This window comes from Paracoccus sp. Ld10 (genome assembly GCF_045064235.1).
Lineage (GTDB): Bacteria > Pseudomonadota > Alphaproteobacteria > Rhodobacterales > Rhodobacteraceae > Paracoccus.
In genome coordinates, this window is record NZ_JBISHD010000025.1 from 1 (window position 1) to 12,741 (window position 12,741).

A 12,741-nucleotide genomic window follows, 5' to 3' on the forward strand; every position below is an offset into this window, starting at 1 on the left:
CGACGGTGAAGCGATACCATTACGACAGCCATGATCAGCTGCGCACCCACCTCGCCGACTTCATGAACGCATACAACTTCGCACGCAGGCTGAAGACGCTCAACGGCCTCACGCCCTACGAATACATTTGCAAGGTCTGGACTTCAGAGCCAGCTCGATTCATCCCAAATCCGATCCACCAGATGACGGGACTGAACACCTAGGCTGTCCAAGGGTGCCGCCGCCACCCGTGTCGTCGCTGCCCTGCCCCCATGAAGAGCGGGATAGTTCGGCCTTCGGCATCGGTGACGGCGTCCACCTTTGTGTTCACGCGACCCTTCGTTCGCCCAATCTGGCGACCGCGCCACCCTTTTTTCGCGCGCATGCCGCGCGCTGTGCGATGCGACCTTACATACGTCGAGTTGATCATGAATGTTTTTGAATCGGCTGCCTCGGCGGCCAGGCCGACCATGATCCGGGCAAAGATCATTATCGCTCCAACGCTTCCAGCGATTATAAAGAGTCCTTGCCGGTCGGCATTCTCCATTCGGGCATTCTCTCGAACCAATGCCAGCAATTCCATCACCATCGCACCCCGTTGCAATTTATGATAATTATGCCGCTTAGGTTATACAGATTATCCAAGCGCGGGCCCCCGTGGCTCTTTGACACAAACGGTTGCATGCGCTTAAGTCAGCCAGAACGCATTGCTTATCTGCAAGGTCTCCCTGCGGGGTCTGCATCACGCCAAAGGCATGAAATCAATATGTCTGAAGCCTAACAGTCTGACACTACGGGTGTGGAGTTGTCTCTTTCCAGCCACGGAAGGCCAGATAGACGGATTTTGCGTCCCCATACCCACGTGATAAAGCGACCTCGTTGATCTTGATCGTCGGGTTGGGCATGAGCTTGCAAGCGTAGCTCATACGCGCCGCCACGACATAGATCGTCTGTGTTTTTCGACTAGCCATCCGGCCATCGCAGCCCTCCGTGGCGACCTTCACCCTGGCGGTACAAAAGCACCTCGGTGAAATCGGTTCGGGCGAATAGTTGACACTGAACAGCATCATGGATCTCGGGGGGGCCATTGTTGGCCAGCGCATTTATCAGATCCTCGAAGCATTAGCGTGCGTCCGTGGTGTTCGAGAGCCGCCAGCGGAGCACCTGCGCCTGTGCCAATCCTTGATGGCCACCGGGTAAACACACCCCGGCGCATCGGCTTTTCCCTGGCATCAACGCACCTGACCCGTTTGGGGCGGGTGATGGACAAACCACGGGATGGTATGTGGAAGATTTGTGTTCCGGATGCCTCTTGCGGGTCGCGTGCTGCTGTCAGATCGGCACCAGCGTCATTAGCTGGCGGACCCGACGGCGCCGATTTCGATGCCCCTCCCGCTGCATATGAAGCAGCATCTGGCGCACACCATACCATAACGCCTTATGGATCTGCCCGTCGATGCTCTCAGAAAGTCACGTTCTGGCGCGTTCGCCGAGTGGCACGCCAGCAAAGGCCAGAGCGCGACAACGACAGCAGGCTGCATCGGCGCCGGACGCCTACATCAGGGTAATCCTGCTTCACCGCTTTTGCCTGCAGTCCCCAGGATGAAAATGCAGGCTGCGGCAAACAAATCCGCTCCACATCCCGATGGTCGATCTTGACATGCAGCGTCTCGCCTCCTGATCGGACGTCATCCGCTCAGGCAGCTTGTTCCGTAAAAGGTTGCGTTTACGTTTCAGCCCGTGGTCAGTGCCGCGCGGCGGACGCCAGGAGCAACCTGCGCCTTGAACCCGGCCCAATGACGCTTTGTCATAGATGAGCCCCGTCAATCACCAAAGCTAGGCGACTACACCGAATGCCCGCGAGTACCTCTGTTTGGCAGGTTCAACATTGTTGGACATCGCCCGCCGCAGTGTCATGGGGCGTTTGCTTGGTAAACTTTCGCCACCCTAAACGCGCCCACGAACACCAGCCGTCGGCCGTAATGATCACCTCGCGCCGCCGGGCGGCAAAGCTCGGGACAGCCTCTATAATCGCAAGAATATACGCAGGCTTTACCATGGCGTCTGCGCAATCGGCATCACGGTCCGAATCGCTGACCCATGGCGAAACACTGCAACAGTAACTGTGGGCGCAGGGTTTCAATCCTCCGCGTCGGCACTCCCACCGGGCATGTGGACATGCCCGGTGTGGGGCTCGGTCGGCGGATATTTCCTGAACCGCGCGGCTCCAAGTCGTTCAGCGATATGATCCTGTCCTTTCGGTACGAGGCAGGCCGTTCTGTCCAACGGCGGGCCGGACGGCGTTATTGCAGAAATTAGCCCTTCGGGAGATTCGCACGCGCCAGTTGGCAGCGTGAGTCTGCTGCACGGGCGAACCTGATCCTGCACACGACCGCACAACAAGAGGGACGTCCCGCGAACGAGGCCTCAGGCGGCGCGGACTACGGCTGATTTGACTGGACAAGGATGTGGCGTGGCCGACGAAAGAGGTGGTGCATCGCTGCTGAACGTCGGCGGCTTCCAATGCAGCAATCCCGCTCTGCGCGATTGTACTCGTGCCATTCGGGCCGCCCTTTGGCCAAACCGCCGATCTGGTGGCCGGCAGTCTGAAGATTGTCGGGCCAAAGTTGGCCGGTGGCAGCATCCTCCACCCTGAGCGGAAGCCTAAAGACGCGAGCAGTCACAACGCTCAACCCCGCGAACCGGGGCCGCTCAACTTGCTGGTGAATCGCACCCGGATCAAGGATCAGGGGTGACGGTTGGGCCGTGGCTCCAGGAGGGGCGCGCTAGCTCAATGAACAAGAATGGCCGGTCAGAAGGCATGGTGCGGATCACAGCACCTAATACCGCACCGTCCATCTGGCCATGGATACGGCCATCGGCCACATCCGGGCGTTAGGACCTGACCGCGGGCCGTGAGGGAGACGGTCCCGTGCAGCCTGACGTGTTGACACAGAGCCCAGCTGATGGACGAACGGGCACCGCGACAGGTGACTGTGCCACCGAGACCCGGTGCTGTCACAGCGCAATGATGGATAGCGGCGGCGCGGCCATAATCCCGATCGGCAGGCGCAGACGCGTTCGACAGAAAGACCGGCTTGCCGTCCGCGCCCTCAGCGGCATTCCGCAGGCGGGCAAACCCTTAGGCGGGCCAACTGCAACCACTGTGCCGGCTATCACATATGACGCCGGATCAAGGCAAACGCGCTGAGGCAAACACAATGGCCAGCGGATTAGCCGGTGCCCCCCGGGGAAAACGGCCACGATCGACATTCGCCTCACGCTTATGGACCGCTTCAACGCGCCTGGCCCTGCCTGCATCATGCGCATGACATGAGCTTGGCAAAGCCGGGAAAAATCACGCTTGGGCCGCATTCCGGCCATAACGCGATATGCTTGGCTGAAAATATCGCTTGTCATGCACCGGCCTCATTGCGTTACATCCGCTCAGATATATCGCAGACGGAGACTGTCGTGCCTGTGACACATGAACTTGCTCTTGCCGCCTGCCTTGCGATGACTGCGGCGCCGGTGCTTGCCGATGATATCACGGTCTTTGCCGCCGCAAGCCTGATCGACGCACTGGACGGCGTGGCAGCCGCATGGACCCAGGAAACGGGCAATACCGCTGTCGTGACCTATGCCGGTTCGTCCGCGCTTGCCCGACAGATTCAACAGGGCGCGCCTGCGGATATCTTCATCTCGGCCAGCGTGGACTGGATGGACGCAGTGGATTCGTCGGGCGACATGCGTCAGGGCACTCGCCGGGACCTGCTGACCAACACGTTGGTGCTGATCGCACATGGCGATGCGCAACCTGTCGCCATCGACGCCACGCTGGACCTGACGGCGATGCTGGACGGGGGGCGGCTGTCGATGGCCATGGTCGACAGCGTCCCCGCCGGCATCTATGGCAAGGCCGCGCTGACCCATCTGGGCCTGTGGGATACGGTCGCGCCGATGGTCGCGCAATCGGACAACGTGCGCAGCGCCCTGACCTTTGTCGCACGTGGAGAGGCGCCCTTGGGCATCGTCTATGCCACCGATGCGGCCGCCCAGAATGACGTCACCATCGTGGGCCGCTTTCCGGCCGACAGCCATGACCCGATCCTGTATCCCGCCGCGATCACTGCGCAATCGGACAACGACCAAGCACAGGCGTTTCTGGACTATCTGTCGTCGGACGCGGCACGGGCGATCTGGACCCGTTTCGGCTTTGCGATGCCGGAATGATCGACAGCGTGACATCCTGGCTGGGACCCGCGGAGTGGCAGGCGGTACGCCTGTCGCTGCGGGTCGGGCTGGTCGCCACGCTGGCCAGCTTGCCGCTTGGCATCCTGACGGCCTATGCGCTGGCGCGCTGGTCCTTTCCCGGCAAGCAGGTGTTGAACGGCATCGTCCACCTGCCCCTGATCCTGCCGCCCGTGGTCACCGGTTACCTGCTGCTAATCACCTTTGGGCGGCGCGGCAGCGTCGGTCAGTGGCTGGAAACCGCGGGCATCGTATTCTCGTTCCGCTGGACCGGCGCAGCGCTGGCGGCGGCGATCATGGCGTTCCCGCTGATGGTGCGCGCCATTCGCCTGGCGATCGAGGCCGTCGATCCCCGGCTGGAGGCTGCGGCAGGCACGCTGGGTGCGCGACCCGTTTGGGTGTTCGCGACCGTCACCCTGCCCCTGATCCTGCCCGGGGTGCTGGCCGGGTCGATTCTGGCCTTTGCCAAGGCTATGGGCGAATTCGGGGCAACCATCACCTTTGTGTCCAATATTCCGGGTCAGACCCAGACCGTTCCGTCGGCCATCTATGCCCTGCTGCAGGTCCCGGGCGCAGAGGCGGCGGCAGGGCGGCTGGTGCTGGTGTCCATCGTCATCGCCATGTCCGCGCTGCTGATGTCGGAATTTCTGGCCCGGCGCGTTGCCCGACGGGTGGCGGGGGCATGACGCTGCAGGTCCGCATGGCGCACCGGTTCGCGGGGTTCGATCTGGACGTCGACTTTGCCGTGCCGCCCGGATTGACGGTGCTGTTCGGCCCGTCCGGGTCGGGCAAGACGACGGTGGTGAACGCAGTCGCGGGCCTGCTGCGTCCTGATGCGGCCCGGATTACGGTCGATGACTGGGTGCTGAGCGACAGCGCCGCGCGCCGCCATCTGCCCCCCCACCGCCGCCGCCTGGGCTATATCTTTCAGGACGGGCGGCTGTTTCCGCACCTGTCCGTGCGCCAGAACCTGCTCTATGGGCGGTGGTTCGCGCCCCGTGGGGCGGTTGCGCCGGATCTTGACCGCGTGGTGCAGATGCTGGGCATCGGACCGTTGCTGACCCGCCGCCCCGGTGCTCTGTCGGGCGGAGAGAAAAGCCGCGTGGCCATTGGCCGGGCCCTGTTGGCCGCGCCGCGCCTGATCCTGGCGGACGAACCGCTGGCCGCCCTGGACGAAGCCCGCAAGGCCGAGATCCTGCCCTATTTCGAACGCCTGCGTGACGAAGGGGGCGTGCCGATCCTCTATGTCAGCCATTCCAGCGCCGAGGTCGCGCGGCTGGCCACCACCGTCGTGGCACTGCGGGCGGGCCGGGTCGCGGCCATCGGGCCGCCCGCTCAGGTCCTGGGCGATGCGGGCGCAGTCGGGGCGGACACGGCGTCGATCCTGACCGCCCGGGTGGCGTGCCATGACGCGGATGGGCTGACCCGGCTGGTCACGGCCGCGGGGCCGGTATTCGTGGCGCGGCTGGATGAGCCGCCCGGCGCGCATCTGCGCCTGCGTGTGGTGGCGCGCGATGTCATCCTGTCCCGCGACCGCCCGCAGGGGCTGTCGGCGCTGAACATCCTGGCGGGTCACATCGCCGCAATCACCCCAGAGGACGGGCCGAATGCACAGGTGGCCCTGACCGTCGGCCCTGACACGCTCACGGCGCGCCTGACGCGTCGCTCGGTTGCGGCCATGGGTCTTGCGCCGGGTCAGCCCTGCCATGCGATCCTGAAAACGGTTGCCGTGGCTGCGGGTGATATCGGCGCATCGCACGCCCCCCCGGACGAGGCCTGACCGCACAACAAAAAAACGACCAAAGGCATGGCTGCCTTTGATCGTTATGCTGTCACCGTCGATCCAGTGTGGCTGTCAGCAGATCAGCGTCTTGCCGTTGCGGCGGTGACGCTGGACCATCTGCTGCGCCTTGCCGCCGGGCACAAAGGGACGTGCAGGCTCTGACGGACCCGCGCGCAGTTCGGGGAACAGGGTGAATATTTCATCCTGTGCCGCCTGACCCAACGACTTCATCGCCTGCGGGCCGGTATAGAGCGACTCTGTCTGGGCATCGTTCGAAAAGACGATTTCGTGGCGGGCAAACAGGATATGATAATACGAAACCGTATCCACCGCGACCTCGTCGACGCCGTCAAGCGCGGTCAGCTGACGCGCGGCGACCAGGACCTCGGTGGTGCCGAACATGCGCTGCGCGATTGCCGACCGCACCAGCACCCGGTGCTGTGGTGATACCATCAGGTCGCGGCTGGGAACCCCCTGCCCCAGGGCACCCGCGCGAATGCGGACCGGACGCAGTTTGGGAGCCATCACTAGATCAACGCGGTCAAGGGTCCGTCCCCCGATCCAGCGGATCGGACGGGCACCGTTGTCACCGGTTTCGACCAGATCGCCGACGCGCAGATCCTCGACCGCGACATCGCCGTTCGGGGTGCGGATCATCGTGCCCGCGCAGAAACAAGGAATGCCCATACCGTTAAGGCGCGACGGCGTCAGGCTTTCGGGATCGACGTCCCGCATCCACAGCTCTTCGCCGTTCGGGAACGAAATGACCGCGAAATTGTCGCCGTACCTGTTCACGTCGGCGCGGATCGTGACGTCCGACAAATCAATAGGGTTGCCGTCGGCATCATGCAGGCCGCTGAGGTCCAGCACATCCGCCGCGGCGGGGTTGCCCTCGCTGTCCAGATCGCCCGCGAAACCGAACCCGCGAATGGTGTCCTGGCCAAAGCCGTCGGTCAGCACCAGCGTATCGACCTCGCCATCGGCGCGGCTGACCGCGGCGAACAGATCGCCGTTCATCGAGATCTCGTCGTTGCCCAGACCGCCGATGATCGTATCCGCGCCCCAACCGCCTTCAAGCGTGTCGTTGCCGTCGCTGCCGATCACCAGATCGTCGCCGTAATCGGCAAAAACCCGATATCCGTCAACGCCTGCTGCCGATCCGTCGATGACATCGTTGCCGCCGCCTGTCCGCAGGTTCTCCATGTTCAGGAACCGAAGATGGCCTTCGACGCCGCCCAACGCATCAATGTCACCCGACGCCGAACTGTCCAGAACGACATGCACACCAGCCGATGACCCGTCCGCACTGGCCGGGGCGGATTGCCACGCATTCAGGGTATTGTACCCGGTTCCGCCGTCGTACAGATCGTTCCCGATGGCCTCGTCGCTGCCGCCGTTCCCCCAACGATAGCCGTCGTCGCCACCCTCGCCATAGGCGATGTCATCGCCGCCACCGGTCTCGATGACGTCATTGCCTTCGCCGCCATAGACGATGTCATCGCCCCCACCGCTTTGGATATAGTCGGTGCCCGCGCTGCCGATGATGGTGTCGTTTCCGTTGCCGGAGTACAGACGGATCCCGACCTCGTGGTTGGGACCGTCGACATACAGAATATCGGCGCCCGATGCGTCGACAGTGTGATTGCCGTCGCCCAGAAACACGCGTTCGATCCCCTGGAACTCCAGCGTGTTCCCGTTCGAATCGGTAACCGCCCCCGCCTCTGTCGAGGAATAGGTGACCGTCATGTCGGCACCGTTACCCATGTTCAACGCAAGGGTGTCGCCGCCATTGTGGTTGTAGGGATCGAACGTATAATTTTCCGACCCGGTCATGCCGGAGACATATTCTCCGTCATAGACAGGAACATGCCCATCGCCGCCGATGTACAGGTCGTGATCGCCGCCCATGGGCGACCCGTTCCACATCAGGGCGTCGGCACCCTCGCCGCCATCGACCGTGTCGCTGCCGCGGCCTCCGTCAATGGCGTCGTTGCCGTCCAGGCCGCGAATGCTGTCGTTACCGGCACGGCCCGCGATCTGGTCGGCGTCGGCCGTACCCTCGATCGTGTCGTCACCCGAAGTTCCGGAAAAATCTGCGGCCATCGAACGCCCCTACAATATCACTGGTTCTTTCACATGCGACGGATCGCCATGGGCTTTTGCCCGGCGATTCGTACCCGTCGGCTTTTGATGGTTTAGTCCATAAGGCTGCCCAATTAAGAGTTGTCCTTTTCTACAGGCCCCGGACGGCCTGTCGGGCAGACGTCACGATGACAGATGCGTGGGGAAACTGTCGCGACGGATGCCCAGCTGATTCAGGCTGGCATCGGTGGGGCGGCGATGAGCACGGACCGCGCGGGCCGCCTCCAGGCTGGCGCCAAACGTGTCCAATGCTGACAGGATGCGGTTCCATGCGGTGCGCAGGGTGGTCATGTCGATCTCTCTTTCCGTCATCGGGTGACGCAAAGGATATCGGGTCCGGCCATGCGTTCCGCAACGCATCGCCCCGGAAACCCAGCCCTGCGCAGGGCGCATGCCCCCGACCCGCCACCGGGCCGGGGGCATTGATCAATCCTCGTCGGAAGCCATCTGGCTGAGAACCTGGCCCTTGCCGCGGATGCGCATGATCATCGGCACGATCAGCGCGAATGCCGCCACGGCGATCAGGCCCGCCGATACCGGGGTCGAGATCAGCGTGGTGACGTCGCCCTGGCTGATCGACAGCGCGCGGCGCAGCTGCTGTTCGGCCATAGGTCCCAGGATCAGGCCCACGACGACCGGCGCGATGGGGTAACCGTGAAGCCGCATCAGATAGCCCATGATGCCAAAGATCAGCAGCATCGACAGTTCGATCGGCGATGGGTTGGCCCCGATCGTGCCCAGCGTGGCAAAGCACAGGATGCCCGCATACAGCCACGGCCGCGGGATGGTCAGCAACCGCACCCACAGCCCGATCAGCGGCAGGTTCAGGATCACCAGCATCACGTTGGCGATCAGCAGCGACGCGATCAGGCCCCAGACCAGATCCGGGTTGGTGACGAACAGCAACGGTCCGGGCTGCAGGCCGAATTGCTGGAATCCGGCCAGCATGATCGCCGCGGTCGCCGTCGTGGGCAGGCCCAGGGTCAACAGCGGCACCAGCGTGCCTGCGGCGCTGGCGTTGTTGGCGGCCTCGGGTCCGGCGACGCCCTCGATCGCGCCGTGGCCGAATTCCTCGGGGTGCTTGGCGGCGCGTTTTTCGGCGGCATAGGACAGGAAGGTGGCGATGTCGGCGCCCCCCGCCGGCATGGCGCCGATGGGAAAGCCGATGAAGGTGCCGCGCAGCCACGGCTTCCACGACCGTTTCCAGTCGTCGCGCGTCATCCAGACCGAACCCTTGACCGCGATGACCTTGTCATCGGCACCATAGCGGTTGGCGGCGACGATCATCGCCTCGCCCACGGCGAACAGGGCCACGGCCAGCGTGGTGACCTCTATCCCGTCCAGCAACTGCGGGACGCCGAAATCAAGTCGGGCCTGACCGGTCAGCTGGTCGATGCCGACCAGGGCCAGCGCCAGCCCGATGAACAACGAGATCAGCCCCTTGCGCGCGCTGTCGCCGAATGCGGACGACACGGTGACAAAGGCCAGCACCATCAGCGCGAAGTATTCACGCGGCCCGAATGTCAGGGCCAGTTTCACCACGGTGGGCGCAACAAAGGCCAGCAGCAGCGTGGCGATCAAGCCCGCGACGAACGACCCGATGGCGGCGGTGGCCAGCGCCGGCCCGCCGCGTCCGGCGCGGGCCATCTTGTTGCCCTCCAGCGCGGTCACGATGGAGGCGCTTTCGCCGGGCGTGTTCAGCAGGATCGACGTGGTCGACCCGCCATACATGCCGCCGTAATAGATGCCCGCGAACATGACCAGCGACCCCGCAGGGTCCAGCCCATAGGTGATGGGCAGCAACAGCGCCACGGTCAGCGCAGGCCCGATGCCGGGCAGCACGCCCACGGCGGTGCCCACGGTCACGCCGATCAGCGCGTACATCAGGATCATCGGGTCGCTGGCGACCATCAGGCCCTGGAACAGGTATCCGAACGTCTCCATCCCCTAGCCCCCCGTGATCAGGCGTTCCAGCGGACCCGCCGGAAGGCTGAGGTTCAGCAGCTGGGAAAAGACCACATAGATCGTGCCGGTGAAGACCAGCCCGATGGGCAGGGTCAGCGCCAAATTGCGCTTGCCAAAGGCCCGCGCGGTGGCCGCGAACAGCAGCGCCGTCGCAATGACGAACCCCGCCCTGTCCAGCAATGCCAGCTGTGCGGCCAGACCGCCGATGATCCAGGCGATGGGCGCGGGGTCCTGTGCAGGACGCGCCGCCGGTGCATCGCGGAACGCCGCGACGACCGTCCAGACGGACAGCGCCAGCAGCGCCCACGCGATCCAGCGCGGGACGTCGGCAGGGCCGACGCCGGAATAGCCCCGGCTTTCCGGCAGCGTGGCCACGTCGCGGAAGATGATGACCGCGATCAGCGCCAGCACGGCCGCCACGGTCAGCGCCGCCCCGTCGGGGCGGCGTCTCGTGTCCGGGGCAGTCGTCATTCGACCAGCCCGATGTCCTTGAGGATCGATGCGGTCGTGGTGACATCCTCGTCCAGTTGGGCGCGGAAGTCGTCGCCTGCCAGATAGGTGTCGGCCCAGCCTTTGGTGGTCAGCGCCTCCTGCCAGGTGGCCGATTGCACCATCGTCTCGATGTCGGCGGCAATCGCGGCCTCATCCTCGGGGGACAGTCCGGCGGGGGCGGCGACCATGCGCCAGTTCTGCAGCACGACGTCCAGACCGACCTCGGTCAGGGTGGGGGCGTCGACGCCCTCGATCCGCTCCTCCGAGGTGACGGCCAGGATGCGCAGCGTTCCGGCATCGGCCTGTGGCTTGAACTCGCCAAGGCTGGAGATGCCCGCGGTCACCTGACTGCCCAGAATCGCGGCCAGCGCCTCTCCGCCGCCGGAATAGGCGATATAGTTGATCGTGGTCGGGTCGACCTCTGCGGCATTGGCCAGCAGGCCGACCGCGATGTGGTCCGCGCCGCCTGCCGAACCGCCAGCCCAGCTGACGGAACCGGGATCGGCCTTCAGCATCTCGACCAGCTGGTTGATGTCGGTGATCTCGGACGCGGTGGGCACCACGATCGCCTCGTACTCGCCGGTCAGGCGGGCGATGGGCGTCACGTCGGCCAGCGACACGGGCGATGCGTTGGTCAGGATCGCGCCGACCATGACATAGCCGCCCACGATCAGCTGGTCCGCCTGCCCCGAGGTCGCGGACGCGAACTGTGCCAGACCCACGGTGCCGCCAGCGCCCGGCACGTTCTGGACCTGCACGGACTCGGAAATGCCCTCGGCCTGCAGAACCTCCTGCATGGTGCGGGCGGTCTGGTCCCAGCCACCGCCGGGCGCGGCGGGCGCCAGGATGGTGTAATCGGTGGCCAGCGCCGGAACGGTCAGGGCCGCGGTGAACAGGCCCGCAAGAATTGCGTGTTTCAAGATAGTCCTCCCCATTGGCCGGGCCTCCACCCGGCAATGGGCATCCTGACACGCCAACCTGTCACAAAGCTGACATCGGCGTGATCATTCGTCGGACGCATCCGGCGGGGACAGTGCCTGCTGCCACCGGGCGATCAGGCGGGCGCGGCGCGACTGGTCCAGATAGGCCAGCAGGCCGGGGCTGATCGCCACCGGGCGCAGCTGCGCGCCCAGTGCCGGGGGCATGCCGCCCGTGCCCGACGACACCTCCAGGCTGACAGCAGGAAGGCGCAGTTCCTCGGCCAGAATGGTCTGGCCTTCGCGCGACATCAGGAAGGCCAGAAAGGCCGCGCCCAGATCGGGCCGCGCCGCTGCGCGAGGCACCAGCGCCACACGCGACACGACCACGGTGAAATCGCGCGGCAACAGCAGGCCCACGTTGGGTTCCTGCCGCGCTCGGTCCGCGGCATAGGACCCCAGGATGTTGTACCCCACCGCCAGCCGCCCGTCGGCCACCCGGTCCAGGATCTCGCGCGATGTCGCGAACTGCTGGACGCCCGCGCGGCCCATCGCCTGCCCAAGGTTCCAGATGTCAAAGAAATGTTCCTGATCGCGGGCCAGGAACAGATAGCCCACCCCCGACAGCGCGATGTCATAGGTGCCGATGCGCCCCTGCACCCCCGCACCACCATGGTCCAACCAGTCCAGCAGTTCGAACCGGGTGGCGGGGGGCGGGCGGTCGCGGAAACTGGGCTTGTGATAGACCAGCACGGCGGGTTCGAACGTGATCGCATAGGCGGTGTCGCGCCAGTTCGCCCATCGCGGCCAGCCCGGGGATGATGGCGTGGGCACCGCCTGCGCATAGCCGTCATTGGCCAGCTTGATCTGCAGATCCATCGCGGATGAAAACGCCAGATCCGCGGTGGTGCCGCCGGCATCCGTCTCATCGGTGATGCGTGAAAAGATCTGTCCGGTCAGCAGGTCCTGATATTCGACGGCGATGTCGGGGTTCAGTGCCTGGAACCCCTCGATCAGGGGGCGGGCCAGATCCTCGTCCAGCGACATGTACAAACGCAGGGGCCCCTCCTGCGCCCCCGACGGCGCGACAAAGCGTACCGTATCCGCCCGCGCCGCCCCCGCGACGACCGTCAGGATCAGCGCAAGGTGGAACAGGCGGGGAATCATGCGCGGCAGCATGGCGCATCGTGGCACCCCCCGCCCTGCCGGACA

The 12,741-nt window shown here is 64.7% G+C and carries 11 protein-coding genes and 1 pseudogene; 4 read left to right on the forward strand and 8 right to left on the reverse strand.

Annotated elements, in window-relative coordinates; translation table 11 throughout:
* Positions 1 to 203, forward strand: a 203-nt coding sequence (locus ACJJVR_RS08000) for an IS3 family transposase (RefSeq protein ID WP_405403632.1), incomplete at its 5' end; no start/stop codon positions are given.
* Between the two features lie 35 nt (positions 204 to 238).
* On the opposite strand, the pseudogene ACJJVR_RS08005 reads toward ACJJVR_RS08000, so the two are convergent.
* Positions 239 to 663 (reverse strand): annotated as a pseudogene (locus ACJJVR_RS08005) (IS5/IS1182 family transposase); the annotation flags it as partial.
* Positions 664 to 770: 107 nt separating this feature from the next.
* On the reverse strand, positions 771 to 1,049 hold the full coding sequence (locus ACJJVR_RS08010) for a hypothetical protein (RefSeq protein WP_405403634.1): 279 nt from the start codon (positions 1,047 to 1,049) through the stop codon (positions 771 to 773).
* 2,410 nt (positions 1,050 to 3,459) lie between these two features.
* On the opposite strand from ACJJVR_RS08010, the gene modA reads away from it, so the two are divergent.
* From modA to modC, 3 genes are read left to right on the forward strand one after another with little or no spacing between them, the layout of a single operon-like run.
* Positions 3,460 to 4,212, forward strand: coding sequence for a molybdate ABC transporter substrate-binding protein (modA, locus tag ACJJVR_RS08015; protein ID WP_405403674.1), 753 nt, complete (start codon positions 3,460 to 3,462; stop codon positions 4,210 to 4,212).
* Positions 4,209 to 4,916 (forward strand): molybdate ABC transporter permease subunit, encoded by a 708-nt coding sequence (gene modB / locus ACJJVR_RS08020; protein ID WP_405403636.1) that lies wholly within the window; start codon positions 4,209 to 4,211, stop codon positions 4,914 to 4,916. Before modA ends, modB begins: the two co-directional genes overlap by 4 nt.
* Positions 4,913 to 6,010, forward strand: a complete 1,098-nt coding sequence (gene modC / locus ACJJVR_RS08025; RefSeq protein ID WP_405403638.1) for a molybdenum ABC transporter ATP-binding protein — start codon at positions 4,913 to 4,915, stop codon at positions 6,008 to 6,010. Before modB ends, modC begins: the two co-directional genes overlap by 4 nt.
* 75 nt (positions 6,011 to 6,085) lie before the next feature.
* Here the strand turns inward: modC and ACJJVR_RS08030 are convergent, their stop codons facing one another.
* The 6 genes from ACJJVR_RS08030 to ACJJVR_RS08055 form a co-directional block, all read right to left on the reverse strand.
* Complete coding sequence (locus ACJJVR_RS08030) at positions 6,086 to 8,116, reverse strand: Hint domain-containing protein (protein WP_405403640.1); 2,031 nt, start codon at positions 8,114 to 8,116, stop codon at positions 6,086 to 6,088.
* Positions 8,117 to 8,278: 162 nt separating this feature from the next.
* The gene (locus ACJJVR_RS08035) at positions 8,279 to 8,446 is read right to left on the reverse strand and encodes a hypothetical protein (RefSeq protein WP_405403641.1); all 168 of its coding nucleotides are present in this window, start codon (positions 8,444 to 8,446) and stop codon (positions 8,279 to 8,281) included.
* Between the two features lie 135 nt (positions 8,447 to 8,581).
* Complete coding sequence (locus ACJJVR_RS08040) at positions 8,582 to 10,099, reverse strand: tripartite tricarboxylate transporter permease (RefSeq protein ID WP_405403643.1); 1,518 nt, start codon at positions 10,097 to 10,099, stop codon at positions 8,582 to 8,584.
* A 3-nt stretch (positions 10,100 to 10,102) separates the two neighbouring features.
* Positions 10,103 to 10,591, reverse strand: a complete 489-nt coding sequence (locus tag ACJJVR_RS08045) for a tripartite tricarboxylate transporter TctB family protein (protein ID WP_405403644.1) — start codon at positions 10,589 to 10,591, stop codon at positions 10,103 to 10,105.
* On the reverse strand, positions 10,588 to 11,532 hold the full coding sequence (locus ACJJVR_RS08050) for a Bug family tripartite tricarboxylate transporter substrate binding protein (RefSeq protein WP_405403645.1): 945 nt from the start codon (positions 11,530 to 11,532) through the stop codon (positions 10,588 to 10,590). The genes ACJJVR_RS08045 and ACJJVR_RS08050 overlap by 4 nt, the downstream gene beginning before the upstream one ends.
* An 84-nt stretch (positions 11,533 to 11,616) precedes the next feature.
* Entirely contained in the window at positions 11,617 to 12,708 is a 1,092-nt protein-coding gene (locus tag ACJJVR_RS08055) for an ABC transporter substrate-binding protein (RefSeq protein ID WP_405403646.1), read from the reverse strand.
* Positions 12,709 to 12,741 lie beyond the last annotated feature (33 nt).